Origin of the sequence: Enterobacter mori LMG 25706 (genome assembly GCF_000211415.1) — a bacterium.
Lineage (GTDB): Bacteria > Pseudomonadota > Gammaproteobacteria > Enterobacterales > Enterobacteriaceae > Enterobacter > Enterobacter mori.
In genome coordinates this window covers 236,220-262,692 of the sequence record NZ_GL890778.1, presented here as the reverse complement: position 1 = coordinate 262,692, position 26,473 = coordinate 236,220, and the positions used below count along the sequence as shown (strand labels likewise).

Genomic DNA, 26,473 nt, shown 5'->3' with positions numbered 1-26,473 from the left:
CAACGGCGGTAAACAAGGCCGTTCCTCGCTATCTTACCGGCCTCGGGACCATTACCGCCGCCAACACCGTGACGGTGCGCAGCCGCGTCGACGGCCAGCTTCAGGCCATTCACTTCCAGGAAGGACAGCAGGTCAAAGCGGGTGATTTACTGGCGGAAATCGACCCGAGCCAGTTCAAGGTTGCCCTCGCCCAGGCGCAGGGCCAGCTCGCGAAAGACAAAGCTACCCTCGCCAACGCTCGCCGCGATTTAGCGCGCTACCAGCAGCTGGTGAAAACCAACCTCGTGTCACGTCAGGAGCTGGACACCCAGCAGTCGCTGGTCAGCGAAACGCAGGGCACCCTCAAAGCCGACGAAGCCGCCGTCGCCAGCGCACAGCTGCAGCTGGACTGGAGCCGCATTACCGCGCCGATTGACGGACGCGTGGGCCTGAAACAGGTCGATATCGGCAACCAGATCTCCAGCGGCGACACCACGGGCATCGTAGTCATCACCCAGACTCACCCTATCGATTTGGTCTTTACCCTGCCGGAAAGCGAAATTGCCACCGTGGTGCAGGCGCAAAAAGCCGGAAAGGGGCTGGTCGTGGAAGCCTGGGACCGCACCAACAAGCAGAAGCTGAGCGAAGGTACTCTGCTCAGCCTGGATAACCAGATCGACAAAACGACCGGCACCATCAAGCTGAAGGCGCGCTTTAACAACCAGGACGATGCTCTCTTCCCGAACCAGTTCGTCAATGCGCGAATGCTGGTCGCGACCGAAGAGAACGCGGTGGTGATCCCAACGGCTGCGCTGCAGATGGGTAACGAAGGTAACTTCGTCTGGGTACTGAACAGCGACAATAAAGTCAGTAAACATCTGGTGAAAACCGGGATTCAGGACAGCCAGACGGTGGTGATCGCCGCCGGGCTTTCCGCTGGCGACCGCGTGGTGACAGACGGCATCGACCGCCTGACCGAAGGTGCGAAAGTGGAAGTGGTTGAACCGGCGAAACAGGGAGCGAAAGCCTGATGCAGGTGATGCCACCAGGCTCTACAGGTGGGCCTTCACGCCTGTTTATTTTGCGACCTGTCGCCACCACGCTGTTGATGGTGGCGATCCTGCTGGCCGGGATTATCGGTTACCGCTTCTTGCCCGTGTCGGCGCTGCCGGAAGTGGATTATCCAACCATTCAGGGGGTAACGCTCTATCCGGGTGCCAGCCCGGACGTGGTGACGTCCGCCATTACCGCACCGCTGGAGCGCCAGTTTGGGCAGATGTCTGGCCTGAAGCAGATGTCCTCGCAAAGCTCCGGTGGGGCATCCATCGTGACGCTGCAGTTCCAGCTGACGCTCTCGCTGGACGTCGCCGAGCAGGAGGTACAGGCCGCCATCAACGCCGCCACCAACCTGCTGCCGTCTGACCTGCCTAACCCGCCGGTCTACAGCAAGGTGAACCCGGCGGATCCGCCGATCATGACGCTCGCCGTCACCTCCTCCGCCATGCCGATGACGCAGGTGGAAGACATGGTTGAAACACGCGTGGCGCAGAAAATTTCGCAGGTCTCGGGCGTGGGCCTCGTTACGCTGGCAGGCGGCCAGCGCCCGGCCGTTCGCGTGAAGCTGAACGCGCAGGCCATTGCCGCGCTGGGCCTGACCAGCGAAACCATCCGCACCGCCATCAGCAATGCTAACGTCAACTCGGCGAAAGGCTCGCTGGACGGCCCAACCCGCGCCGTAACGCTTTCCGCCAACGACCAGATGCAGTCTGCCGATGAATACCGTCAGCTCATTGTAGCCTACCAGAACGGTGCACCGATCCGTCTGGGCGACGTGGCGACCGTAGAGCAAGGGGCGGAAAACAGCTGGCTGGGGGCGTGGGCCAACAAGCAGCAGGCGATCGTGATGAACGTGCAGCGCCAGCCTGGCGCGAACATCATCGACACCGCCGACAGCATTCGCACCATGCTGCCGCAGCTGATCGAAAGCCTGCCGAAATCGGTCAGCGTGAAGGTACTTTCCGACCGCACCACCAACATTCGCGCGTCGGTTACCGACACCCAGTTTGAGCTAATGCTGGCGATTGCGCTGGTCGTCATGATCATCTACCTGTTCCTGCGCAACGTCCCGGCAACCATTATCCCCGCCGTCGCCGTGCCGCTCTCGCTGGTCGGCACCTTCGCGGTGATGGTGTTCCTCGATTTTTCGATCAACAACCTGACGCTGATGGCACTGACCATTGCCACCGGGTTCGTGGTGGATGACGCCATCGTCGTTATCGAGAACATTTCGCGCTATATCGAAAAAGGTGAGAAGCCCTTAGCCGCCGCGCTGAAGGGCGCGGGCGAAATCGGCTTTACCATTATCTCGCTGACTTTCTCGCTGATTGCGGTGCTGATCCCGCTGCTGTTTATGGGTGATATCGTCGGGCGTCTGTTCCGCGAGTTTGCCGTGACGCTGGCGGTCGCCATTTTGATCTCCGCCGTGGTCTCGCTGACCCTGACGCCGATGATGTGCGCCCGCATGCTGAGCCACGAATCGCTGCGCAAACAAAACCGCTTCTCACGCGCCTCCGAGCGCATGTTTGACCGGATCATTGCCGCTTACGGTCGCATGCTGGCGAAAGTCCTGAACCATCCGTGGGCAACGCTCGGCGTGGCGCTGGGTACCCTGGCGCTCAGCGTGATGCTGTGGATTTTCATTCCGAAAGGCTTCTTCCCGATCCAGGACAACGGCATTATTCAGGGCACGCTTCAGGCGCCGCAGTCGGTCTCATTCGCCAATATGGCGCAACGCCAGCAGCAGGTGTCTGAAATCATCATGAAAGATCCGGCGGTGGAGAGCCTGACCGCCTACGTGGGGGTGGATGGCACCAACCCGTCGCTCAACAGCGCGCGTCTGCAGATCAACCTCAAGCCGCTGGATGATCGCGACGACCGCGTCAACGCTGTCATCGAGCGTCTGCAAAACGCCGTCGCGCGGGTGCCGGGCATTGCGCTTTACCTGCAGCCCATTCAGGATTTAACCATCGATACCCAGGTGAGCCGCACGCAGTATCAGTTCACCCTACAGGCGACCACGCTCGATGCCCTCAGCACCTGGGTGCCGCAGCTGGTGGATAAACTGAAAGCGCTGCCGCAGCTCGCGGACGTCAGCAGCGACTGGCAGGACAAAGGGCTGGCGGCCTACGTGAACGTCAACCGCGATACCGCCAGCCGTCTGGGCATTACCATGGCGGACGTGGACAACGCGCTCTATAACGCCTTTGGTCAGCGCCTGATTTCCACCATCTACACCCAGGCGAACCAGTATCGCGTGGTGCTGGAGCACAACACGGATAACACGCCGGGCCTCGCCGCGCTGGACTCGGTGCGCCTGACCAGCAAAGACGGCGGGATCGTGCCGTTAAGCGCCATTGCCAGCGTGGAGGAGCGCTATACCCCGCTGTCGATCAACCACCTGGATCAGTTCCCGTCCACCACCATTTCGTTTAACGTGCCGGACGGATACTCACTGGGCGAAGCGGTAGAGTCCATTCTGAGCGCCGAAAAAGAACTCAGCTTCCCGTCTGACATTCAGACCCAGTTCCAGGGGAGCACGCTGGCGTTCCAGGCCGCGCTGGGTAACACCGTCTGGCTGATCGTCGCGGCGGTGGTCGCGATGTACATCGTGCTCGGCGTGCTGTACGAAAGCTTTATTCACCCGATCACCATCCTCTCTACCCTGCCGACCGCAGGCGTGGGGGCGCTGCTGGCGCTGATGCTGGCGGGCAGCGAGCTGGACGTCATTGCTATTATCGGCATTATCCTGCTTATCGGTATTGTGAAGAAAAACGCCATCATGATGATCGACTTCGCCCTGGCCGCCGAGCGCGAGCAGGGGATGTCGCCACGTGATGCCATCTTCCAGGCCTGTCTGCTGCGTTTTCGTCCGATCCTGATGACGACCCTCGCCGCCCTGCTGGGCGCGCTGCCGCTGATGCTCAGCACCGGCGTCGGTGCTGAGCTGCGCCGCCCGCTGGGGATCGGCATGGTTGGCGGTCTGCTGGTCAGCCAGGTGCTGACGCTTTTTACCACGCCGGTGATCTACCTGCTGTTTGACCGCCTGGCGCTGTGGGCGAAAAGCCGCTTCCCGAAACGTGAAGAGGAGGCGTAAGTGAAGTTTTTCGCCCTCTTCATTTACCGCCCGGTGGCGACAATTTTACTCTCCGTCGCCATCACCCTGTGCGGTGTGCTCGGCTTCCGGCTGCTGCCGGTGGCCCCGCTGCCGCAGGTGGATTTCCCGGTGATCATGGTCAGCGCCTCGCTGCCCGGCGCGTCGCCGGAAACCATGGCCTCGTCGGTCGCCACACCGCTGGAGCGTTCGCTCGGGCGCATTGCAGGGGTCAACGAGATGACCTCCAGCAGCTCGCTGGGCAGCACGCGCATTATTCTGGAATTCAGCTTCGACCGGGATATTAACGGTGCCGCCCGCGACGTGCAGGCAGCGATCAACGCCGCACAAAGCCTGCTTCCGAGCGGTATGCCGAGCCGACCGACCTATCGTAAAGCCAACCCGTCGGACGCGCCGATCATGATCCTGACGCTCACCTCGGACACCTACTCGCAGGGTCAACTGTACGACTTCGCCTCTACGCAGCTGGCGCAGACCATCGCCCAGATTGACGGCGTGGGTGACGTTGACGTCGGCGGCAGCTCCCTGCCTGCCGTGCGCGTGGGGCTGAACCCGCAGGCGCTGTTTAATCAGGGAGTGTCGCTGGACGACGTGCGTTCCGCCATCAGCAATGCCAACGTGCGCAAACCGCAGGGGGCGATTGAGGACGGCAGCCACCGCTGGCAGCTCCAGACCAATGACGAGCTGAAAACCGCCGCGGAATACCAGCCGCTGATTATTCACTACAACAACGGCGCGGCGGTGCGCTTAAGCGACGTTGCCAGCGTCACCGATTCGGTGCAGGACGTGCGTAACGCCGGGATGACCAACGCCAAACCGGCGATCCTGCTGATGATCCGCAAGCTGCCGGAAGCCAACATCATCCAGACGGTCAATAGCATCCGCGAGCGCTTGCCGGAGCTGCAGGAGACCATTCCGGCGGCCATCGATCTGCAGATTGCGCAGGATCGCTCCCCGACCATTCGCGCCTCGCTTGAAGAGGTGGAGCAGACGCTGATCATCTCCGTGGCGCTGGTGATCCTGGTGGTGTTCCTGTTCCTGCGCTCAGGCCGTGCGACGCTGATCCCGGCGGTGGCGGTGCCGGTCTCGCTGATTGGCACCTTTGCCGCCATGTACCTGTGCGGCTTTAGCCTTAACAACCTGTCGCTGATGGCACTGACGATTGCCACCGGCTTCGTGGTGGATGACGCCATCGTGGTGCTGGAGAATATCTCCCGCCATCTGGAAGCGGGCGTGAAGCCGCTGCAGGCGGCGCTGCAAGGGACGCGCGAGGTTGGTTTTACCGTGCTCTCCATGAGCCTGTCGCTGGTGGCGGTGTTCCTGCCGCTGCTGCTGATGGGCGGGCTGCCGGGCAGATTACTGCGCGAGTTTGCCGTCACGCTCTCCGTGGCGATAGGTATCTCGCTGGTTATCTCGCTCACGCTCACGCCGATGATGTGCGGCTGGATGCTCAAGAGCAGCAAGCCCCACACCCAGCCGCGCCGTAAAGGCTTTGGTCGTGTCCTGATGGCGATGCAGGAAGGCTACGGTACATCGCTGAAGTGGGTGCTAAACCATACACGTCTGGTCGGGCTGGTGCTTATCGCCACCATTGGCCTGAACGTCTGGATGTATATCACCATCCCGAAAACCTTCTTCCCGGAGCAGGATACCGGGGTGCTGATGGGCGGTATTCAGGCCGACCAGAGCATTTCGTTCCAGGCGATGCGCGGCAAGCTGCAGGACTTTATGAAGATCATTCGTGAAGACCCGGCGGTAGATAACGTCACCGGCTTTACCGGCGGGTCGCGCGTCAACAGCGGGATGATGTTTATTACCCTCAAGCCCCGCGACGAGCGAAATCTTACCGCGCAGCAGGTGATTGACCGCCTGCGCGTGAAGCTCGCCAAAGAGCCGGGCGCGAATCTGTTTTTGATGGCCGTTCAGGATATCCGCGTCGGCGGTCGTCAGGCCAACGCCAGCTATCAGTACACTCTGCTCTCGGATGATTTAGCCGCCCTGCGCGAGTGGGAGCCGAAGATCCGTAAAGCGCTGGCCGCCCTGCCGGCGCTGGCGGACGTCAACTCGGATCAGCAGGACAACGGCGCGGAGATGGCGCTCACCTACGACCGCGAAACCATGTCGCGGCTGGGCATTGACGTGGCAGCGGCTAACAGCCTGCTGAACAACGCTTTTGGTCAGCGCGAGATTTCTACCATCTATCAGCCGATGAATCAGTACAAGGTGGTGATGGAGGTTGACCCGCGCTACACCCAGGACATCAGCGCGCTGGACAAGATGTTTGTCATCAACAGCGACGGCAAGGCCATCCCGCTGTCGTACTTCGCCAGCTGGCAGCCGTCAAATGCGCCGCTGTCGGTTAACCATCAGGGCCTTTCGGCGGCCTCGACCATTTCGTTTAACCTGCCAACCGGCTCGTCGCTCTCAGAGGCCAGCGATGCTATCAACCGCGCCATGACGCAGCTTGGCGTACCGTCCACCGTGCGCGGCAGCTTTGCAGGCACGGCGCAGGTGTTCCAGGAGACGATGAACTCGCAGGTAATTTTGATTCTGGCGGCGATTGCTACGGTTTATATTGTGCTGGGCGTTCTGTATGAGAGCTACGTTCACCCGCTGACCATTCTCTCGACGCTACCGTCGGCGGGCGTGGGGGCACTGCTGGCGCTGGAGCTGTTCGGCGCGCCGTTCAGCCTCATCGCGCTCATCGGGATTATGCTGTTAATCGGTATTGTGAAGAAAAACGCCATCATGATGGTCGACTTCGCGCTGGACGCCCAGCGCAACGGCAACCTGTCGCCGGAGGAGGCGATCTTCCAGGCCTGCCTGCTGCGTTTTCGTCCGATCATGATGACCACCCTGGCGGCGCTGTTTGGCGCGCTGCCGCTGGTGATTTCGGGCGGCGACGGCTCTGAACTGCGTCAGCCGCTGGGGATCACCATTGTCGGCGGGCTGGTAATGAGCCAGCTGCTGACGCTGTACACCACGCCGGTTGTCTATCTGTTCTTTGACCGCCTGCGGCTGCGCTTTTCACGTAAAAAGAGAACCACGGTGACCGAGTAAATGACCGACCTCCCCAATAACGTTCGCTGGCAGCTGTGGATAGTCGCGTTCGGCTTCTTTATGCAGTCGCTGGATACGACCATCGTTAATACGGCCCTCCCCTCGATGGCGAAAAGCCTGGGTGAGAGCCCGCTGCACATGCATATGGTGATTGTCTCCTACGTGCTGACGGTAGCGGTCATGCTGCCTGCCAGCGGCTGGCTGGCGGACAAAGTGGGCGTGCGCAATATCTTTTTTACCGCCATCGTGCTGTTTACCACCGGATCGCTGTTTTGCGCCCAGGCCAACACCCTCGACCAGCTGGTGATGGCGCGGGTGCTGCAGGGCGTCGGTGGCGCGATGATGGTGCCGGTCGGGCGGCTAACGGTGATGAAGATTGTGCCGCGCGAGCAGTATATGGCGGCGATGACCTTTGTGACGTTACCCGGTCAGGTGGGGCCGCTGCTGGGCCCTGCGCTGGGCGGGATTCTGGTGGAGTACGCCTCCTGGCACTGGATTTTCTTAATCAACCTGCCGGTTGGCATCATCGGCGCCATCCCCACCCTGACGCTGATGCCGAACTACAAAATGCAGACGCGGCGCTTTGATTTCTTCGGCTTTATCCTGCTGGCGGCGGGCATGGCCACGCTCACGCTGGCGCTCGACGGGCAAAAGGGGCTGGGCATTTCGTCCCTGACGCTGGGGATGCTGGTCGTTATCGGCATCACCGCCATTCTGTGGTATCTGTGGCACGCTCGCGAGAATGACAAGGCGCTGTTCAGCCTGAATCTGTTTAAAAACCCCACCTACCGTCTTGGTCTGTTCGGCAGCTTTGCCGGGCGTATTGGCAGCGGGATGCTGCCGTTTATGACGCCCGTGTTTCTGCAAATTGGCATGGGTTTTTCGCCGTTCCACGCGGGCCTGATGATGATCCCGATGGTGCTCGGCAGCATGGGGATGAAGCGTATCGTGGTGCAGGTGGTGAACCGCTTTGGCTACCGCCACGTGCTGGTCGCCGCCACGCTGGGGCTGGCGCTGGTAAGCCTGTTGTTTATGGCCGTGGCGCTGATGGGCTGGTATTACGTCCTGCCGCTGGTGCTGTTTTGCCAGGGGATCATCAACTCCATGCGCTTCTCGTCGATGAACACCCTGACGCTGAAAGATCTGCCGGACGAGCTGGCGAGCAGCGGCAACAGCCTGCTGTCGATGGTCATGCAGCTTTCCATGAGCGTCGGCGTGACCATTGCGGGCTTACTGCTCGGCATGTACGGGCAGCACCATCTCAGCGTGGACACGCCCGTTGCGCATCAGGTCTTTTTATATACCTATCTCAGCATGGCGGTGATTATCGCCCTGCCCGCCGTCATCTTCGCCAGAGTCCCGAATGACACCACTAAGAACGTCGTGATCCGACGCGGCAAAAGGAGTGCACCATGAAATTCTGGCGTCCGGGTATTACCGGCAAACTCTTTGTGGCGATTTTTGCCACCTGTATCGTCCTGCTGATCACCATGCACTGGGCGGTGCGGGTCAGCTTTGAGCGCGGGTTTATTGACTATATCAAACATGGCAACGAACAGCGCCTGCAGGGGTTAAGCGATGCGCTGGGCGAGCAGTATACGCAGCACGGCAACTGGCGGTTCCTGCGCAATAATGACCGATTTATCTTCCAGGTCCTGCGCTCCCTGGAGCACGATAATGACGACGACCGCCCGGGCCCGGGCATGCCGCCACACGGCTGGCGCACCCAGTTTTGGGTGATAGACCAGGACATGCGCACGCTGGTTGGGCCGCGCGCACCGATACCGCCGGACGGCACGCGGCGCGCCATCACCGCTAACGGCGCCACGGTGGGCTGGGTGATCGCCTCGCCGGTGGAACGCCTGACGCGCAATACCGATATTAACTTTGACCGTCAGCAGCGTCAGACCAGCTGGCTGATTGTCGCCCTGTCGACGCTGCTCGCCGCGCTCGCCACCTTCCCGCTGGCGCGCGGTTTGCTCGCCCCGGTGAAACGGCTGGTGGAAGGCACGCACAGGCTGGCCGCCGGGGACTTTACCACCCGCGTCGACACCCGCAGCCAGGACGAACTGGGCAAGCTGGCGCAGGACTTTAACCAGCTCGCCAGCACGCTGGAGAAGAACCAGCAGATGCGCCGCGACTTTATGGCCGATATTTCCCACGAGCTGCGCACCCCGCTGGCGGTGCTGCGCGGCGAGCTGGAGGCGATTCAGGACGGCGTGCGTCAGTTTACGCCCGAATCCGTGGCCTCGCTGCAGGCGGAAGTGGGTACGCTGACCAAGCTGGTGGACGACCTGCATCAGCTCTCCATGTCCGACGAAGGCGCGCTGGCCTACCAGAAAGCGCCGGTCGACGTGATTAACATTCTGGAAGTGATCAGCGGCGCCTTCCGCGAGCGCTTTGCCAGCCGCAACCTGAAAATCGACCTCTCCCTGCCGGACAGCGCGGTGGTATTTGGCGATAAAGACAGACTGATGCAGCTGTTCAACAACCTGCTGGAAAACAGCCTGCGCTACACTGACAGCGGCGGCGGGCTGCATATTTCCGGCAGACAGGAAAACGGACGCTTCGCCCTCACCTTCGCGGATTCCGCCCCCGGCGTGCAGGATGCGCAGCTGGAGAGACTGTTTGAGCGGTTTTATCGCACTGAAGGATCGCGTAACCGCGCCAGCGGCGGCTCCGGGCTGGGGCTGGCGATTTGCGTCAACATCGTCGAAGCCCACAACGGCACCCTCCGCGCCGCCCATTCGCCTTTTGGCGGGGTTAGCATTACAGTAGAGTTACCTCTGGAACGGGATTTATCGAGAGAAGCATGACCGAGTTACCGATTGACGAAAACACGCCACGGATTTTGATTGTGGAAGACGAGCCTAAGCTTGGGCAGTTACTGATCGACTATTTACGCGCGGCAAGCTATGCCCCGTCGCTGATTAACCATGGCGATCGGGTGTTGCCCTACGTACGCCAGACGCCGCCGGACCTGATCCTGCTTGACCTGATGCTGCCGGGTACGGACGGCCTGACCCTGTGCCGTGAAATTCGTCGTTTCTCCGACGTGCCCATCGTGATGGTGACCGCCAAAATAGAAGAAATCGACCGCCTGCTGGGACTTGAAATAGGCGCGGACGATTATATCTGCAAACCTTACAGCCCGCGTGAAGTGGTCGCCCGCGTGAAAACCATTCTGCGCCGCTGCAAGCCGCAGCGCGAGCTTCAGGTGCTCGACGCCGAAAGCCCGCTGATTGTCGACGAAAGCCGCTTCCAGGCAAGCTGGCGCAGCAAGCTGCTGGACCTGACGCCTGCGGAATTCCGCCTGCTGAAAACCCTCTCCCACGAGCCGGGAAAAGTGTTCTCCCGCGAACAGCTGCTGAACCACCTGTATGACGACTACCGCGTCGTGACCGACCGCACCATCGACAGCCATATTAAAAACCTGCGCCGCAAGCTGGAGGCGCTGGATGCCGACCAGTCGTTCATTCGCGCGGTGTATGGCGTGGGGTATCGCTGGGAAGCGGATGCCTGCAGGATTGTGTAACATATCCCCTCTGAAACCCGCCTCTGGCGGGTTTTTCTTTTCTGGAATCAATCCATGAATCAACCATACTCTTTTTACCGGTTCGCTTATTTATAACTGGTGCTGATAATTTTACCTTCGATAAAGGAGTACCTATGTCTGGTTGGTTCGAATTAAGTAAAAGCAGTGATGGTCAGTTCAGGTTTGTGCTGAAAGCTGGCAACGGTGAGATCATTCTCACCAGCGAGCTTTATACCAGCAAAAGCGCGGCTGAAAACGGCATTGCTTCCGTACGCACAAACAGCCCCCTGGACGAACGCTTTGATAAGAAAACGGCCTCGAACGGGAAGTTCCATTTCAATCTAAAGGCGGGCAACCATCAGGTGATTGGCAGCAGCCAGCTTTATGCAACGGAACAATCGCGTGATAAGGGCATAGCCTCGGTCAAAACCAACGGGTCTGCCCAGACGGTAAAAGACAACACCTGACGGCACGAAGCACGCCGGGAGCGCGGTGACGCGACCCGGCGCTTTACCTCCCTGCCCCACAGCGCTACAATGCCCGCCCTTAAAGTGGGGGATCTCCCCTTACCGCTGCACCAGGTGCACGCGGATCTGACCTGTCATCAGAACGAGAACAATCATGTTTAAACCGGAACTCCTTTCCCCGGCGGGAACGCTGCAAAATATGCGTTACGCTTTCGCCTATGGTGCCGATGCGGTATACGCGGGCCAGCCGCGCTACTCGCTGCGCGTGCGCAACAACGAATTCAACCACGAGAACCTGCAGCTCGGCATCAACGAAGCGCATGCCCTGGGCAAAAAATTCTACGTGGTGGTGAACATCGCGCCGCACAACGCCAAGCTGAAAACGTTCATCCGCGATCTAAAGCCGGTCGTGGAGATGGGGCCGGACGCGCTGATCATGTCGGACCCGGGTTTAATCATGCTGGTTCGGGAGCACTTCCCGGAGATGGATATTCACCTCTCCGTGCAGGCCAACGCCGTCAACTGGGCGACGGTGAAGTTCTGGAAGCAGATGGGGCTAACCCGCGTCATTCTGTCTCGCGAGCTTTCCCTCGAAGAGATTGAAGAGATCCGCACCCAGGTGCCGGATATGGAAATCGAGATTTTCGTCCACGGTGCGCTGTGCATGGCCTACTCCGGCCGCTGCCTGCTGTCTGGCTATATCAACAAGCGCGACCCGAACCAGGGCACCTGCACCAACGCCTGCCGCTGGGAATATAACGTCCAGGAAGGCAAAGAGGATGACATCGGCAACATCGTGCACAAGCACGAGCCGATCCCGGTGACCAACGTTGAGCCAACGCTGGGCGTCGGCGCGCCAACCGACAGTGTGTTTATGATTGAAGAAGCCAAGCGTCCGGGCGAGTACATGACCGCCTTTGAAGACGAACACGGCACCTACATCATGAACTCCAAAGACCTGCGCGCCATCGCGCACGTCGAGCGTCTGACCCAGATGGGCGTGCACTCCCTGAAAATCGAAGGCCGCACCAAGTCCTACTACTACTGCGCACGCACCGCGCAGGTGTACCGCAAGGCTATCGACGATGCCGCTGCCGGTAAACCTTTCGATACCACCCTGCTGGAGACGCTGGAAGGTCTGGCGCATCGCGGCTACACCGAAGGCTTCCTGCGCCGTCATACCCACGATGATTATCAGAACTACGAGCACGGCTACTCCATTTCTGAGCGCCAGCAGTTTGTCGGCGATTTCACCGGCGAGCGCAAAGGCGCGCTGGCGGCCGTGGCGGTGAAAAACAAATTCACCAAAGGCGACAGCCTGGAGCTCATGACCCCGCAGGGCAACATGAACTTCCGTCTGGAGCATCTGGAAAACAAAAAGGGTGAAGCGATTGACGTCGCACCGGGCGACGGACACGTCGTCTGGCTGCCGGTTCCTGAAGAGGTCGAGCTGGAGTTCGCACTGCTGATGCGTAATTTTGAAGGTGAAAACACCCGTAATCCGCACAGCAAATAGTCAATCAGCGGGATTTTTTCATATCGGGATAATTCTTAGAATCGGATCACATACCGCTTCGTTCAATACGGGTATTATCCCCAGCGCTGAAAAACATAACCCATAAATGCTAGCTGTACCAGGAACCACCTCCTTAGCCCGCGTAATCTCCCTTACGTGGGCTTATTTTTTGCCTTCTCTTTCCTCAATCCAGGCGATAAGTTCGGCGATTTGCTCCTCTGAAAACACCGCGATGCCATGTTCTGCGAGCAGCGATGCCGCAACCCCCATGCCCGTCTTGCGTATACCGCTGAAAGAACCGTCATAAATAATCTGGCTGCCGCACGTTGGGCTGCCGTCAGTTAACAACGCGGCGCTACAGCCTGATTCCAGAGCGGTACGCAGCGCGAGCCAGGCTGCAAGCTGGTATTGCTCAGTCACATCCAGCCCTGTATTTTCGATTATCCTGGCTTGCCCATGCATCACGTCTTTACCGTCAGCAGAGATAATCTCTGCCGGTGGACGGGGTACAGGCAATCCGGCAGCAAGCTCTGGACAGTGGATAACCAAACGTTCTTCCTGTTGCCAACGAGCGAGTTGCGCGTTCATTCGGGATTTTTCACTACCGTTATAACGGACTTTGAAGCCCATCAAACATGCGCTTACCAGAATTTTATTTATCATCGCTTTTCTGTGATTACATGAATCTCATCGCTGAATTGTAACGCGCTTTCTTGCCTTTTTTGTCCCTTTCATCGTGTTCTTACCCGCTTTTTTCCTCTCTGCTATACACTCTAACTAACGCTAAAAAAGGGAGCAGCGCGGATGGCAACCTATCCAGACAGTTTATTGATTCTCAACGGCAAAAGTGCGGGCAACGATGTGCTTCGCCAGGCCATTACCGAATTACGGGAAGACGGTGCGCGCATTCACGTGCGGGTGACGTTTGAAAAAGGCGACGCGGCACGGTACATCGATGAAGGCATCCGACTGGGCGTCAAAACCATTATTTCCGGCGGCGGAGATGGCACCATCAATGAGATCGCCTCCGCGCTTATCGACCTGTCGACGACAGACCGCCCGGTGATGGGGATTTTGCCGCTTGGAACGGCTAATGATTTTGCCACCAGTGCCGGGATCCCAGAAGACTTCGGGAAAGCGCTACAGCTGGCAATTCTGGGTAAAGCGACCGCCGTAGACATTGCACAGGTGAATGATAAAACCTGCTTTATCAATATGGCGACGGGCGGCTTCGGTACGCGCATTACCAGCGAAACGCCGGAAAAGCTAAAGGCGGCGCTGGGCGGCGTGTCATACCTGATCCACGGCCTGATGCGCATGGACACGCTGAAGCCCGACCGCTGTGAAATCCACGGTGAGAACTTCCACTGGCAGGGCGACGCGCTGGTGATTGGCATCGGCAACGGGCGTCAGGCGGGCGGCGGACAACAGCTTTGCCCGGAAGCGTTGATCAACGACGGCCAGCTCCAGCTGCGGATTTTCACCGGTGACGGCCTGCTACCTGCGCTGTTCACCACGCTGACGCAACCGGAAGAGAGTCCAAATATCATCGCCGGGAAATCGGCATGGTTTGAAGTGAATGCCCCACACGGGATGACCTTTAACCTCGACGGAGAACCGCTGAGCGGGACGCAGTTCCGCATTGAGGTGTTACCCGGTGCGCTGCAGTGCCGTTTGCCGCCGGACTGTGCACTTTTGCGCTGAGGTTTTGTCGGGGCTGTCATTCTCCCTCTCCCTGTGGGAGAGGGTCGGGGTGAGGGCACCAGACCGCCCCCCTAATACACCGCCACCTCTCGCGCCATCTCGCGGGAATACTGCTGGCTGGCGTTGACCAGCATCCGCGTATAGTCGGTTTTGGCCTGTCCGGCCACCAGCGCGTCGACGGTCAGGCTTTCGAGGATTTTGCCGTACTGCATCACCGCCACCTTCTGGCACAGGTGGGCAATCACGCCCAGATCGTGCGTTACCATCAGGTAGGTCAAATTTGACTCACGCTGAAGCTCCGCCAGCAGGTTGAGGATTTCCGCCTGCACGGAGACGTCCAGCGCCGAGGTCGGCTCATCCAGCAGCAGCACCTGCGGCTCCAGAATCAGCGCTCTGGCAATCGCCACGCGCTGGCGCTGGCCGCCGGAAAGCTGGTGCGGATAACGGTCGCGAAAGGCCCGGTTTAACCCCACCTTATCCAGCAACGTATGAATACGTCTGTCGCGATCCATTATGCCGTGGATCTGCAGCGGCTCCTCCAGAATATCCCCGATAGTGTGGCGCGGATGCAGCGAGCCGTACGGGTCCTGAAACACCATCTGCACCCGACGGCACCGTTCCCGGCTGATGCGCTTTTCCAACGGCCTGCCGCCAATCGCCAGCTCACCGTCCCAGTGGGTAAACAGCCCGGCCAGACATTTCAGCACCGTGGTTTTGCCCGAACCGGACTCCCCCACCAGGCCATAAATCTCACCCTCTTTCACGCTGATATTCACATCGTCCAGTACCTGATTGCGCTTCTCGCCTTCGCCGAACGCCAGGTTGAGGTGGTTAATCTCGATCATCTCTGCTCCTTACTCGGTGAGCCGGCTGGCCTGACGCTGTAATACCGGCAGCGTCGGACGGCGATGGTTGATTTCAGGCAGCGCGCTGATTAAACCCTGCGTGTACGGATGCTTCGCGTTGTGCAGATCCTTCGCGGCAATCGACTCCACCACGCGCCCGGCGTACATCACCAGCACCCGGTCGCAGAAGCTGCGCACCAGGTTGATGTCGTGGCTGATAAAGATCAGCCCGAGCCCACGGGACTGCACCAGGTCGTCGAGCAGGCCGAGCACCTGTAAACGCACCGACACGTCCAGCGCCGAGGTCGGTTCGTCGGCAATCACCAGCTCCGGGTCGGTGATCAGCATCATGGCGATCATGATGCGCTGCCCCTGCCCGCCGGAAATCTCGTGCGGATAGAGGTGATACACCCGCCCGGGCTGGCGAATGCGCACCACGTCGAGCATTTCCAGCACTTTGGCTTTCGCTTCCGCCTTGCGCCCCGGATGATGGGTCAGCCAGGCTTCGGCAATTTGATCACCCACGCAAACCACCGGGTTAAGCGAGTATTTCGGGTCCTGCATGATCATCGAGATACGCTTGCCGCGAATGCCGCGCATCTGCGCCTCGCTGACAGAGTGTAAATCGACATCGCCAAACTGCATCCGCGAAGCGCTGATTTGCGCTTTGGCCGGATGCAGGCGCAGCAGCGCCCGCCCAACGGTGGATTTGCCGGAGCCGGACTCGCCGACAATCGCCAGCTTTTCGCGTCCGAGCTGGAAAGAGACGCCGCGCACCGCGTGGGTTACTGCGCCGCCGTTGATGAAATCGACATGGAGGTCGCGCACGTCGAGCAGCGGGTTATTCGCTGCGAGGATCGAGGATGTCACGTAGGCCATCTCCTAAGAAGTTGAACGCCAGGCTGTTGATCAGGATCGCCAGCCCCGGAATAGTCACTACCCACCAGCACTCCATCATGTAGGTGCGACCGCTGGAGATCATTGCACCCCACTCCGGCTCCGGCGGCTGTGCGCCAAGGCCGAGGAAGCCCAATCCGGCAGCGGTGAGAATGATCCCCGCCATGTTCATGGTGATACGGATAATCACCGACGGCAGGCACAGCGGCACAATGTGGCGCCACAGCACGCGCACCGATGACGCCCCCTGCAGACGCACGGCGGAGATAAAATCGGCCTGACGCAGGGAGAGCGTTTCGGCACGCGCCAGACGGGCTATCGGCGGCCAGGCGGTAAGCGTAATGGCAATGACGACGTGCTCCAGCCCCGGCCCCAGCGCCGCCACAAACGCCAGCGCCAGCACCAGGCTCGGGAAGGAGATAAAGATATCGGTCACGCGCATCAGCACGGCATCCACCTTGCCGCCGAAATAACCTGCGGTCACCCCCAGCAGCAGCCCCAGCGGGCCGACGGTCACGGAGACCAGCAGCACGATATAGAGCGTGATGCGCGAGCCGTACACCAGGCGGCTGAAGATGTCGCGGCCAAACTCGTCGGTGCCGAACCAGTGCTGCGCGTTCGGGGCGACCAGCGCGTTATTAAGGTCCTGTACCAGCGGATTGTATGGCGCGATCAGCGGCGCGAAGGCCGCCACAATCAGCAGCAGCATGATAATCCCGCCGCCGATGGCGGTGAGCGGGTTGCGCGCCATCTTGCCGACAAAACCGGCGGCACGGCCCAGCGTACGCTTGATACGCTGGCGGCTTTCTGACGGCCCTGCCCCCAGCGGCGTATCCGGAGAAACGGTCATGATTTCGTCCTCGGGTCAAAGAGTTGATACAGCATGTCGGAGAGCAGGTTGAGCATCACGAAGATAACCCCCACCAGCAGCACGCAGCCCATGACCGCGTTCATGTCCCCGAGCAGCAGGCTGCCGGTGAGGTACGAGCCGAAGCCCGGCCAGGAGAAGACGGTCTCAATCAGCACCGCCCCTTCCAGCAGCGAGCCGTAGGCCAGCGCCACCACCGTCAGCAGTTGTACGAGGATATTGCGAAACGCGTGATTCCAGATCACCTGACGCTCGGTTAAGCCTTTTACTCGCGCGGTGATGATGAACTCCTGCGACAGCTGCGCCAGCATAAAGCTGCGGGTCATGCGGCTGATGTAGGCCAGAGAGTGAAAGCCGAGCAGCGAGGCCGGTAAAACCAGATGGTTAACGGCGTTCCAGAACACCGCGCCGTTCCCGGCCAGCAGCGCATCCACCGTCATCAGTCCGGTGCGGCGTGGGACTAAACCCTCCAGTCCGAGATCCAGACGTCCCGCGCCCCCCACCCAGCCAAGCCAGGCGTAGAACAGCAGCAGCCCCATCATCCCGACCCAGAAAATGGGCGTGGAGTAACCCGCGAGGCTGATGATGCGCACCACGTAGTCGGAAACGCTGTTGCGACGCGCCGCCGCAAGCACTCCCAGCGGGATGCCTAAGCCCGCACCAACGATTATCGCCATCGTCGCCAGCTCAAGCGTCGCCGGGAAAACGCGCAGGATATCGGCGGTCACCGGTTTGCCCGTCAGCAGCGCGTTCCCCAGATCGCCGTGCAGAAGGTTACTGAGGTAAATGCCGAACTGCGTCAGCAGAGATTTATCGAACCCCAGCTGGTGATAGACCTGCTGGTAGGTGCTGTGGTCGGCATCCGGGCCAACAATCGCCAGCACCGGGTCGACGGGCATCACGCGACCGATGAAAAAGGTCAGCAGCAGCAGGCCGAACAGCGTTATCAGCACCTGCGTGAGTCGCGTTGAGAAGCGCCGGGCCCGGGAGCCGGGCGCGAAAATCGCCACGCTCATTTTTCACCTCCGGTTTTGTAGACGTCGCGCAGGAAGGTCGTGGCCGACGGGTGCGACTGAAAGTTCTTCACCTCGTTACGCACCACCACCGAATCCACCATCTGCGACAGGGGGATCATCGCCGGGATCAGCGCGTCGTAGCGCACCTGGATCTGCTGGTAGTCGGCGACCTGTTTCTTCGGAGCGCGCTCCAGCAGGGCCTTGTCGATCATCTCGTTGAGCGGCTTATCGTAAAAACTGGTGCGCCAGCCCTGGAAATTGGTCAGCCGGGCTTCGTCACTGTTGTCCGGGTTATAGACCAGCGCGCGCAAGCTGGAGTGCGGATGTGGCTCTACCCCGCTGCCCCCGCGCCCGACCAGCATGTCGAACCTGCGCTCGCGCATTGCGCCGTAGATCTGGTTCCCGGTGCCGGTGATGATTTTGGCGTTAATCCCCGCCTGCATCAGCGTCGACTGCACCGCAATGGCAATATTCAGGAACGGCTGATCCGCCAGCACCCTCAGGGTCGTATCAAATCCATCCGGATAACCCGCCTCTGCCAGCAGTTTTTTGGCACGAGGGATATCGAGCTTATAGCCCGGGTCCGGCAGCGTTGATGGCATACCCGCCTTGATGGGACGCTGATGCAACACACCGTAGCCCGGCATGAGCGCTTTATTGATGCCCTGATAGTCAATCAGGTAGCGCACCGCTTCGCGCACCTTCGGGTTAGCGAAATGGGCCTCCTTCATGCTCATCGCCACGTAGTAGACCGTGCCTTTTTGCACGGCTTCTACGGTGAGCTGGGGGTCTTTACGCAGGGCGTTGATGTCCGCCACCGCCATATTGTTGGCAATGTCGAGGTCACCCTTTTCAATCATCAGACGCAGGGTTTGCGACTCCTGGAAATGGCGCAGCACCACGCGGCTCATCTTCGGCGCGTCGCGCCAGTAGTGCGGGTTACGCTGCATGCGCAGCACGTCCTTCGCCTGCCAGGTCTCCAGCATAAACGGGCCGGAACCGGCTTCGTTGGTGGTCAGCCAGCGGTTGCCCCAGTCGTTGTTGACCGCATGCTGCTGCACCGTTTTGCTGTCGAGCACGCCGAGGTTGCCGAGCGCGCCAAGGGAGTAAATCACCAGCTGCGGGTCGTTGGCCTTTGGCAGGACAATCTGCACCGTGTTCGCATCGGGTGCGCTAATGTGGCTATCGATGTTTTTCTTTGAAAATCCGTAGGATTTCCACACCGACGCCTGCGCAAGGTTGAGGTGCAGCAGGCGGCGCATCGACCAGACCACGTCCTCCGCCGTGAGCGGGTTGCCGGAGTGAAACTTCACGTCATCGCGCAGATGGAAGGTCAGGGTTTGACGGTCCGGCGAAATATCCCATGACTTTGCCAGCGCGGGCCTGACGTTGGTGAGTTCGTTCGGATCCAGCTCCACCAGCGAATCATAGAGATTGACCACAATGCCGACCACTTCGTTACCGGTCATTGCCGCCGGGTCGAGGGGCAGGAGGTTGTTCATATTCATGCCGATGATGAGCTGGTCGGGCGGCGTTTTTGCGACCGCCGCACCGCTCCCCATCATCAGCGAGAGCGCGAGCAAGCACGCCCCGGCTAAAGGAGATCGTTTCATGTATATATCGCCTGTAGGGTACGTTTTTATCTGTCAGTCGTGGCTGACGGTATTGGCTTCGATATATGCAAAAGTAATGTCTTCGCCCAGTCCCGGGCGGCTCGGCAGGCTGACCATGCCGTGCTCGTCCATCGGGTCGACCAGGCTGTTGAGGTACGCCGCCGGTTTGTCGTAGTCGAGGAACGGGTGCAGCAGGCCGCGCTCGTACCAACGGCAGTTTTTAATGGCGCCAATCACCGCCAGGCTCGCCGCGCCGTTGCCGTGTACTTCGCAATCCATCCCGAAGGCTTCCGCCAGGTTAGCCACCTTCAGCGTCGGAGAGATGCCGCCCACACCGTTGGCGCCCGCGCGCAGGATGTCGCACGCCCCGGCTTTGATCCAGTCCGCGCGGCTGTGGTGTTTTCCGCCCAGGCTTTCCGGGCCGATAATCGGGATCGACAGGTTTTCCGCCAGCCAGGCGTAGGAGGCCATGCTCTCCTCCTCCATCGGCTCTTCGAACCAGGCGAAGTTGAGTTTTTCAAGCTCCTTGCCGATGTACAGCGCCTCGGTGCGGCTGTACCAGTGGTAGCCGTCGATCATGAGATCGATATCCGGGCCAACCGCTTCACGCACGGCGGCGCAGGCTTTGACGTCCATCTTCGGGTTGGGGGCAAAGGAGACCGGCGGCATCCAGGTATGCAGCTTGATGGCCTTGTACCCGCGCGACACCAGCGTCTCGGCAAAGCGGGCGTACTCGTCCGGCGTGGATAGCCCCCCCGGCAGATCGTCACCGCACATGGTGCTGCCGTAGGCCGGGACCTTGTCGCGATAGCCGCCCAGCAGCTTCCAGACCGGCATGTTGAGCTTGCGGCCAATCAGATCCCACAGCGCCTGTTCGACGAAGCCCAGCGCGCGCTCGGTCAACTGATGCGCGCTACCGCGCTGCCAGTGCGCCAGATCCTGCCAGATGCGCTCGCGGTAGAACGCGTCCTGGCCGACCAGCACCTTGCGAAAGAAGGTGTTGACCACAAAGGGGCGCACCACTTCCGGCGGCGCGAAGGAATACCCTTTGGTGCCATCGTCTGCCGTAATAGAAAGCATCGCCATTTTAGCCATGCTCTCAGGCCCCGGATGCGAATGCCCGGCAGCGTCGGAAACCCGACGCGTCGGGTACTGGAAGACGGTGACGTTTACAGATTCAATTTTCATTATCAGTCCTTAAGACGACAGAGGTTCAGCGCGATTCGAATTTTGAAAAGCTGTTTCGAAACTAACTTTAAGCGCAAAATTCGTCCCCTGCCTTAGACAGATCCCGCTAAGCGCTGACCATTTTTTGTGCATATGCACAGGAAGGAGTGACAGTTTTCACAAAAGAAGGGGGAAGTGTGAGGTGGATCGGGAGAGGGGTTCTGGAGAAATGAAATAGCATTTCAAATATAAAGCAGATTCAGGCTGTAGGCCGGGCAAACAACGTGCCGCCCGGCATTAGCGGCTGAGTGGCCTGAGGCCCTCACCCCGGCCCTCTCCCGGAAGGAGAGGGAGAAATAATGTCTTAAGCAATCGTCACTTTACTGTCCAGATAGACGTCCTGAACCGCATTAATCAGCTTCACGCCGTCGGCCATGGTTTTCTTAAACGCCTTACGGCCCAGGATCAGCCCCATGCCGCCCGCGCGTTTGTTGATCACCGCCGTACGCACCGCGTCTGACAGGTCAGTATCACCGCCTGCCGCCCCGCCGGAGTTGATCAGCCCTGCACGGCCCATATAGCAGTTCGCCAGCTGGTAGCGCACGAGATCGATCGGGTTATCGCTGGTCAGTTTGCTGTAAACACGATCATCGGTATAGCCGAAGTTCACCGCCTTATAGCCGCCGTTGTTCTCGGCCATTTTTTGCTTCACGATATCCGCGCCGATGGTCGCCGCCAGATGGTTCGCCTGGCCGGTCAGATCGGCTGACACGTGGTAGTCCACGCCGTCTTTTTTGAACGCGTTGTTTCGCAGATACGCCCATAGCACCGTCACCATCCCCAGCTCGTGCGCGCGTTCGAAGGCGGCAGAGATCTCTTCAATCTGACGACGAGACTGTTCAGAGCCAAAGTAAATGGTCGCTCCCACTGCCACCGCCCCCATATTGAATGCCTGCTCCACGCTGGCGTACAGGGTCTGGTCATATTCCGTCGGGTAGCTCAGGGTTTCGTTATGGTTCAGTTTGACGAGGAACGGAATGCGGTGGGCATAGCGACGCGAGACGGAGGCCAGCACGCCGTAGGTTGATGCCACGCAGTTACAGCCCGCCTCAATCGCCAGTTCGACAATGTTCTTCGGATCGAAATAGAGCGGATTCGCCGCGAAGGAGGCACCAGCAGAGTGCTCAACGCCCTGGTCCACCGGCAGAATAGAGAGATATCCGGTGCCGCCCAGTCGCCCGGTGTTATAGAGCGTCTGCATGTTTCGCAGCACGGCAGGCGGACGGTTGTTGTCCACCATCACGCGGTCCACGTAGTCGTGGCCGGGCAGGTAGAGCTGGTCGGCTGGAATGGTCATACAACGATGCTGTAAGAGGCTGTCGGCGTCTTTGCCAAGCAACTGCGCAATATCAGTCATAGTGATGCTCCCGTAAGTCCGACGTCGAGTCGGAGCGTGTGATCCAAACCCACATTTTTGCAGGCAGACTAAGCCTGGTACCGACTTAACAGATTTTCCACCGTCTGCAACTTTTTTAAGCACAATCTGCTGGCTCGTTTCATGTACAACAATTTTGTTACACTGATCAAACATTCACCTCAAAGGTATTTAAAAGGTATTATTAAGTGGTATGTTAAAGGCGTACCCTCACTGACATGCAGGATTAAAAAATGAAAACGAAAGTCCAACTGTCATTCATGATGTTTGTTGAATGGTTTATCTGGGGCGCCTGGTTTGTGCCGCTGTGGCTTTGGCTGAGCAAAAGCGGTTTTACCGCCGGGGAAATCGGCTGGTCTTATGCCTGTACCGCGATTGCCGCAATCCTTTCACCGATTCTGGTCGGCTCGCTGACGGACCGTTTCTTCGCCGCCCAGAAAGTGCTGGCGGTGCTGATGTTCGCCGGTGCGATTCTGATGTACTTCGCCGCACAGCAAACCCAGTTCAGCACCTTCTTCCCGCTGCTGCTGGCCTACTCCCTGACCTATATGCCGACCATCGCGCTGACCAACAGCATCGCCTTTGCCAACGTGGATGACGTCGAGGCAGACTTTCCGCGCATCCGCGTGATGGGCACCATCGGCTGGATCGCCTCAGGCCTGGCGTGCGGGTTCCTGCCGCAGATGATGGGCTATAGCGACATTTCCGATACCAATATCCCGCTGCTGATGACCGCAGCCAGCTCCGCCCTGCTCGGCGTCTTTGCCCTGTTCCTGCCGAATACGCCGCCGAAGAGCACCGGCAAGCTGGACTTTAAGGTGATGCTCGGGCTGGACGCGCTGATCCTGCTGCGCGACAGAAACTTCCTGGTGTTCTTCTTCTGCTCGTTCCTGTTCGCCATGCCGCTGGCCTTCTACTACATTTTCGCCAACGGCTATCTCACCGAAGTCGGCATGAAAAACGCCACCGGCTGGATGACGCTGGGCCAGTTCTCCGAAATCTTCTTTATGCTGGCGCTGCCGTTCTTTACCAAACGCTTTGGTATTAAGAAGGTCTTGCTGCTGGGGCTTATTACCGCTGCCATCCGCTACGGCTTCTTTGTTTACGGCGGTGCGGAACAGTACTTCACCTACGCCCTGCTGTTCCTCGGCATTTTGTTGCACGGCGTAAGCTACGACTTCTATTACGTGACCGCGTACATCTACGTGGACAAAAAAGCGCCAGCGCACATGCGCACCGCGGCGCAGGGCTTGATCACGCTGTGCTGTCAGGGCTTTGGTAGCCTGCTGGGTTACCGCCTGGGCGGCGTGATGATGGAAAAAATGTTCGCTTACAAAGAGCCGGTGAATGGGCTGACCTTCAACTGGGCCGGAATGTGGACATTTGGTGCAATCATGATTGCCGTGATTGCCGTGCTGTTTATGCTGTTTTTCCGCGAATCGGATAAAGAGATCACCGCAATTGAGGTGGTTGATAGCGATACCGCGCTGACACAAGGGGAAGTTAAATGAAACAAGAACGTGTTCTCGGTGCCCTTTACGGGCAGGCGTTAGGGGATGCGATGGGCATGCCGTCGGAGCTGTGGCCGAGAAAGCGCGTCAAGGCGCACTTCGGCTGGATCGACCGTTTCTTACCCGGCCCGGCAGAGAATAACGCAGCCTGCTATTTCAACCAGGCAGAGTTCACCGACGATACCTCGATGGCGCTCTGTCTGGCGGATGCGATTATCGAGTGCAACGGGCAGATTAACGCGGACGTTATCGGCAAGCATATTCTTCGCTGGGCGCTGGATTTCGACGCGTTTAATAAGAACGTGCTCGGCCCCACCTCGAAAATTGCCCTCAACGCCATTCGCGACGGCAAGCCGGTGAGCGAACTGGAAAACAACGGCGTGACCAACGGGGCGGCGATGCGCGCCTCTCCGCTGGGCTGCCTGCTCCCGGCCACGCGCCTGGAGCATTGTGTTGAGCAGGTGGCGCTGGCCTCCAGCCCGACCCATAAATCCGATCTCGCGATTGCCGGTGCGGTGGTGATTGCCTGGGCGATTTCCCGCGCCGTCGACGGCGAAAGCTGGCAGAACATCGTTGATGCCCTGCCGGGGGTCGCCCGCTTTGCGCAGGAGGCGAAAACCACCACTTTCAGCGCGTCACTCGCGGCGCGTATTGAACTCGCGCTGAAAACCGTACGAGAAGCCAACGGGATTGAGTCCGCCAGCGAGCAGGTGTATCAGCTCGTGGGTGCCGGGACCAGCACCATAGAATCCGTTCCGGCGGCCATTGCGATGGTCGAACTGGCGGGAACCGACCCAAACCGCTGCGCCATTTTATGTGCCAACCTGGGCGGCGATACCGACACCATTGGCGCAATGGCCACAGCAATCTGCGGCGCATTGCACGGCGTGCAGGCCATTGACCCGACGCTGAAGGCCGAACTCGACGCCGTTAACCAGCTCGATTTCGGTCACTACTGCGAAAAACTCCTGCACTATCGGGAGCAACGGGAGGGCATATGACGTCTTTGGCTCAACGCCTTGAAACCTTGCACGCCACGCGCCCGGTGACGGTGCTGGGCGCGGCGGTGATAGACGTCATCGCCGATGCTTACGCCCTGCCCTGGCGCGGGTGCGATATCGAGCTTAAACAGCAGGGCGTCAATATCGGCGGCTGCGCGCTCAATATCGCCATCGCCCTGAAACGGCTCGGCATTGCGGCGCAAAATGCCCTGCCCGTCGGCCACGGTGTGTGGGCGGATATTATTCGCAACGCCATGGCGAAGCAGGATCTGCACAGCGCGGTGGAAGCCGATACGGGTGACAACGGCTGGTGTCTGGCGCTGGTGGAGCCAGACGGCGAGCGCACCTTTATGTCCTTTAGCGGCGTGGAGAACCAGTGGCAGCAGCGTTGGCTGGATGCGCTTCACGTTCCGCAAAACAGCCTGGTCTATTTATCCGGCTATCAGTTGGCCTCACCGAGCGGCGAGCTGCTGACACGCTGGCTGGAGGGGTTGCAGGACGTGACGGCATTTATCGATTTCGGTCCCCGCATCGCGGATATCCCCGATGCGCTGATGGCGCGGATTATGGCCTGCAGACCAATTGTGTCGCTCAATCGCCAGGAGGCGGAGCTTGCCGCAGAAAGACTGGGTGTTGAAGTGGAAACCCTCGGCACGCAGTGGCAGCAGCGTTTCGGTGCCGCGCTGATTGTGCGCCATGATAAAGACGGTGCCGCGTGGTATGAAGGTGACGTCTCGGGCGTCGTTTCGGCATTTCCGGCGACGGTTGTGGATACCATTGGCGCAGGCGACAGCCACGCGGGCGGCACGCTTGCCGGGCTGGCGGCGGGATGGTCGCTGGCAGATGCAGTTCTGCTGGGGAATGCCGTGGCGTCCTGGGTGGTCAGCCACCGCGGCGGCGATTGCGCACCGACTCGCGACGAATTACTCCTCGCACACAAAGACGTATAGATCGCTGCGACAGTAGCTGATGCTGTACTCAATCGGCCGGTGCTGTTGGTCAAGCGCAACCTGCTTGATCACCAGCACCGGTATTTTTTCGTCCATCTTAATGTGCGCCTGAAATTCGCTGTCCGGCATACGGGCGCTTACGCGCGAACGGGTACGCTGCGGGAAGATATTCTGGCTGCGGAAGTAATCGTAAAGCGAGACGCCAATCGCATCAGGGTCGTGGATAAATCCCGTCGGCACCCAGGACTCCTCAATCGAGACGGCGTCATCGTCAACGTAGCGAATACGCTTGAGCAGGAAAACCTCGCTCTCGGGGGGAATTGAAAGATGGTTCGCCACCTCTTCGGGACACTTCACCACCCGCTTGTTGACCCACAGCGTATTGGGTTTTTGACCGCGCAGGACCACCTGTTGAGAGAACCCGCGCGCCTCTTTCAGCGAATACTCGAAGATGTTATTGATTTGCGTGCCATAGCCACGGGAGCGCGTGACCACGCCCTCTTCCTCCAGCGCCTGCATCGCTTTACGCACGGTAATGCGCGACACGCCGGTTAACTGGCTCAGATCGCGCTCGCCGGGCAAAATATTCCCGTGCTCCAGCATGCCGCTTCGCACCGCATTTTTTACCGTTTCGGCAAATTTCAGGTACAGCGGCGTGTTGTCCGGCGCGGCGATCCGTTCATTCAGTTGAGCGATTAACCGGGTATGCGCTTGTTCCATCTCTGTTTTCTCAGGCGT

At 59.6% G+C, this 26,473-nt stretch carries 21 protein-coding genes; 12 read left to right on the top strand and 9 right to left on the bottom strand.

Annotation, left to right across the window (positions count from 1 at the left end; all coding sequences use genetic code 11):
* From ENTMO_RS24275 to trhP, 8 genes are all read left to right on the top strand, one after another.
* Nucleotides 1–1,010, top strand: a 1,010-nt coding sequence (locus ENTMO_RS24275) for an MdtA/MuxA family multidrug efflux RND transporter periplasmic adaptor subunit (RefSeq protein WP_010433724.1), incomplete at its 5' end; no start/stop codon positions are given.
* The gene (locus ENTMO_RS0117385) at nt 1,010–4,132 is read left to right on the top strand and encodes an MdtB/MuxB family multidrug efflux RND transporter permease subunit (protein ID WP_010433721.1); all 3,123 of its coding nucleotides are present in this window, start codon (nt 1,010–1,012) and stop codon (nt 4,130–4,132) included. The genes ENTMO_RS24275 and ENTMO_RS0117385, both read left to right, overlap by 1 nt.
* Nucleotides 4,133–7,210, top strand: coding sequence for a multidrug efflux RND transporter permease subunit MdtC (gene mdtC / locus ENTMO_RS0117380; RefSeq protein WP_010433719.1), 3,078 nt, complete (start codon nt 4,133–4,135; stop codon nt 7,208–7,210).
* Nucleotides 7,211–8,626, top strand: coding sequence for an MFS transporter (gene mdtD, locus ENTMO_RS0117375; protein ID WP_010433717.1), 1,416 nt, complete (start codon nt 7,211–7,213; stop codon nt 8,624–8,626).
* Nucleotides 8,623–10,026: an envelope stress sensor histidine kinase BaeS gene (baeS, locus tag ENTMO_RS0117370; protein WP_010433715.1), complete on the top strand. Its 1,404-nt coding sequence runs from the start codon at nt 8,623–8,625 to the stop codon at nt 10,024–10,026. The genes mdtD and baeS overlap by 4 nt, the downstream gene beginning before the upstream one ends.
* Entirely contained in the window at nt 10,023–10,745 is a 723-nt protein-coding gene (gene baeR, locus ENTMO_RS0117365; protein WP_010433713.1) for an envelope stress response regulator BaeR, read from the top strand. Before baeS ends, baeR begins: the two co-directional genes overlap by 4 nt.
* Before the next feature lie 134 nt (nt 10,746–10,879).
* Entirely contained in the window at nt 10,880–11,212 is a 333-nt protein-coding gene (locus ENTMO_RS0117360) for a YegP family protein (RefSeq protein WP_010433711.1), read from the top strand.
* A gap of 154 nt (nt 11,213–11,366) precedes the next feature.
* Nucleotides 11,367–12,728, top strand: coding sequence for a prephenate-dependent tRNA uridine(34) hydroxylase TrhP (gene trhP, locus ENTMO_RS0117355; RefSeq protein ID WP_010433709.1), 1,362 nt, complete (start codon nt 11,367–11,369; stop codon nt 12,726–12,728).
* 162 nt (nt 12,729–12,890) lie between these two features.
* Here the strand turns inward: trhP and ENTMO_RS0117350 are convergent, their stop codons facing one another.
* Complete coding sequence (locus ENTMO_RS0117350) at nt 12,891–13,391, bottom strand: 2-thiouracil desulfurase family protein (protein WP_010433706.1); 501 nt, start codon at nt 13,389–13,391, stop codon at nt 12,891–12,893.
* Nucleotides 13,392–13,532: 141 nt separating this feature from the next.
* Between ENTMO_RS0117350 and yegS the strand changes: the two genes are divergently transcribed.
* Complete coding sequence (gene yegS, locus ENTMO_RS0117345; protein WP_010433703.1) at nt 13,533–14,432, top strand: lipid kinase YegS; 900 nt, start codon at nt 13,533–13,535, stop codon at nt 14,430–14,432.
* A 71-nt stretch (nt 14,433–14,503) separates the two neighbouring features.
* Here yegS and ENTMO_RS0117340 read toward each other — a convergent pair whose 3' ends face one another.
* From ENTMO_RS0117340 to fbaB, 7 genes are all read right to left on the bottom strand, one after another.
* On the bottom strand, nt 14,504–15,277 hold the full coding sequence (locus tag ENTMO_RS0117340) for an ABC transporter ATP-binding protein (protein ID WP_010433701.1): 774 nt from the start codon (nt 15,275–15,277) through the stop codon (nt 14,504–14,506).
* A 9-nt stretch (nt 15,278–15,286) separates the two neighbouring features.
* Nucleotides 15,287–16,147, bottom strand: a complete 861-nt coding sequence (locus ENTMO_RS0117335; protein WP_010433699.1) for an ABC transporter ATP-binding protein — start codon at nt 16,145–16,147, stop codon at nt 15,287–15,289.
* Nucleotides 16,119–17,024: an ABC transporter permease gene (locus ENTMO_RS0117330; RefSeq protein ID WP_010433697.1), complete on the bottom strand. Its 906-nt coding sequence runs from the start codon at nt 17,022–17,024 to the stop codon at nt 16,119–16,121. The genes ENTMO_RS0117335 and ENTMO_RS0117330 overlap by 29 nt, the downstream gene beginning before the upstream one ends.
* A complete protein-coding gene (locus tag ENTMO_RS0117325; RefSeq protein ID WP_010433695.1) occupies nt 17,021–18,058 on the bottom strand; it encodes an ABC transporter permease in 1,038 nt (345 codons plus the stop codon). The genes ENTMO_RS0117330 and ENTMO_RS0117325 overlap by 4 nt, the downstream gene beginning before the upstream one ends.
* Complete coding sequence (locus ENTMO_RS0117320; protein WP_010433693.1) at nt 18,055–19,671, bottom strand: ABC transporter substrate-binding protein; 1,617 nt, start codon at nt 19,669–19,671, stop codon at nt 18,055–18,057. Before ENTMO_RS0117320 ends, ENTMO_RS0117325 begins: the two co-directional genes overlap by 4 nt.
* 33 nt (nt 19,672–19,704) lie before the next feature.
* The gene (locus ENTMO_RS0117315; RefSeq protein ID WP_010433690.1) at nt 19,705–20,859 is read right to left on the bottom strand and encodes a mandelate racemase family protein; all 1,155 of its coding nucleotides are present in this window, start codon (nt 20,857–20,859) and stop codon (nt 19,705–19,707) included.
* 343 nt (nt 20,860–21,202) lie between these two features.
* Nucleotides 21,203–22,255, bottom strand: coding sequence for a class I fructose-bisphosphate aldolase (fbaB, locus tag ENTMO_RS0117310; RefSeq protein WP_010433688.1), 1,053 nt, complete (start codon nt 22,253–22,255; stop codon nt 21,203–21,205).
* 251 nt (nt 22,256–22,506) lie between these two features.
* Here fbaB and ENTMO_RS0117305 point away from each other — a divergent pair, with 251 nt between their 5' ends.
* From ENTMO_RS0117305 to ENTMO_RS0117295, 3 genes are read left to right on the top strand one after another with little or no spacing between them, the layout of a single operon-like run.
* Nucleotides 22,507–23,784, top strand: a complete 1,278-nt coding sequence (locus tag ENTMO_RS0117305) for a nucleoside permease (RefSeq protein WP_010433685.1) — start codon at nt 22,507–22,509, stop codon at nt 23,782–23,784.
* Complete coding sequence (locus tag ENTMO_RS0117300; protein ID WP_010433681.1) at nt 23,781–24,785, top strand: ADP-ribosylglycohydrolase family protein; 1,005 nt, start codon at nt 23,781–23,783, stop codon at nt 24,783–24,785. Before ENTMO_RS0117305 ends, ENTMO_RS0117300 begins: the two co-directional genes overlap by 4 nt.
* Nucleotides 24,782–25,735 (top strand): PfkB family carbohydrate kinase, encoded by a 954-nt coding sequence (locus tag ENTMO_RS0117295; RefSeq protein WP_010433676.1) that lies wholly within the window; start codon nt 24,782–24,784, stop codon nt 25,733–25,735. Before ENTMO_RS0117300 ends, ENTMO_RS0117295 begins: the two co-directional genes overlap by 4 nt.
* On the opposite strand, the gene ENTMO_RS0117290 is transcribed toward ENTMO_RS0117295, so the two are convergent.
* On the bottom strand, nt 25,709–26,455 hold the full coding sequence (locus ENTMO_RS0117290) for a GntR family transcriptional regulator (RefSeq protein ID WP_010433675.1): 747 nt from the start codon (nt 26,453–26,455) through the stop codon (nt 25,709–25,711). The genes ENTMO_RS0117295 and ENTMO_RS0117290 overlap by 27 nt on opposite strands.
* Between the last annotated feature and the right edge of the window lie 18 nt (nt 26,456–26,473).

Coding starts and splice junctions, on each gene's coding strand:
- ENTMO_RS0117300 (WP_010433681.1), top strand. CDS start 23,781: ATGAAACAAGAACGTGTTCTCGGTGCCCTTTACGGGCAGGCGTTAGGG.
- ENTMO_RS0117330 (WP_010433697.1), bottom strand. CDS start 17,024: ATGACCGTTTCTCCGGATACGCCGCTGGGGGCAGGGCCGTCAGAAAGC.
- ENTMO_RS0117305 (WP_010433685.1), top strand. CDS start 22,507: ATGAAAACGAAAGTCCAACTGTCATTCATGATGTTTGTTGAATGGTTT.
- ENTMO_RS0117320 (WP_010433693.1), bottom strand. CDS start 19,671: ATGAAACGATCTCCTTTAGCCGGGGCGTGCTTGCTCGCGCTCTCGCTG.
- trhP (WP_010433709.1), top strand. CDS start 11,367: ATGTTTAAACCGGAACTCCTTTCCCCGGCGGGAACGCTGCAAAATATG.
- mdtD (WP_010433717.1), top strand. CDS start 7,211: ATGACCGACCTCCCCAATAACGTTCGCTGGCAGCTGTGGATAGTCGCG.
- ENTMO_RS0117340 (WP_010433701.1), bottom strand. CDS start 15,277: ATGATCGAGATTAACCACCTCAACCTGGCGTTCGGCGAAGGCGAGAAG.
- ENTMO_RS0117325 (WP_010433695.1), bottom strand. CDS start 18,058: ATGAGCGTGGCGATTTTCGCGCCCGGCTCCCGGGCCCGGCGCTTCTCA.
- fbaB (WP_010433688.1), bottom strand. CDS start 22,255: ATGACTGATATTGCGCAGTTGCTTGGCAAAGACGCCGACAGCCTCTTA.
- ENTMO_RS0117360 (WP_010433711.1), top strand. CDS start 10,880: ATGTCTGGTTGGTTCGAATTAAGTAAAAGCAGTGATGGTCAGTTCAGG.
- ENTMO_RS0117315 (WP_010433690.1), bottom strand. CDS start 20,859: ATGAAAATTGAATCTGTAAACGTCACCGTCTTCCAGTACCCGACGCGT.
- ENTMO_RS0117295 (WP_010433676.1), top strand. CDS start 24,782: ATGACGTCTTTGGCTCAACGCCTTGAAACCTTGCACGCCACGCGCCCG.
- baeS (WP_010433715.1), top strand. CDS start 8,623: ATGAAATTCTGGCGTCCGGGTATTACCGGCAAACTCTTTGTGGCGATT.
- ENTMO_RS0117385 (WP_010433721.1), top strand. CDS start 1,010: ATGCAGGTGATGCCACCAGGCTCTACAGGTGGGCCTTCACGCCTGTTT.
- ENTMO_RS0117350 (WP_010433706.1), bottom strand. CDS start 13,391: ATGATAAATAAAATTCTGGTAAGCGCATGTTTGATGGGCTTCAAAGTC.
- baeR (WP_010433713.1), top strand. CDS start 10,023: ATGACCGAGTTACCGATTGACGAAAACACGCCACGGATTTTGATTGTG.
- yegS (WP_010433703.1), top strand. CDS start 13,533: ATGGCAACCTATCCAGACAGTTTATTGATTCTCAACGGCAAAAGTGCG.
- ENTMO_RS0117290 (WP_010433675.1), bottom strand. CDS start 26,455: ATGGAACAAGCGCATACCCGGTTAATCGCTCAACTGAATGAACGGATC.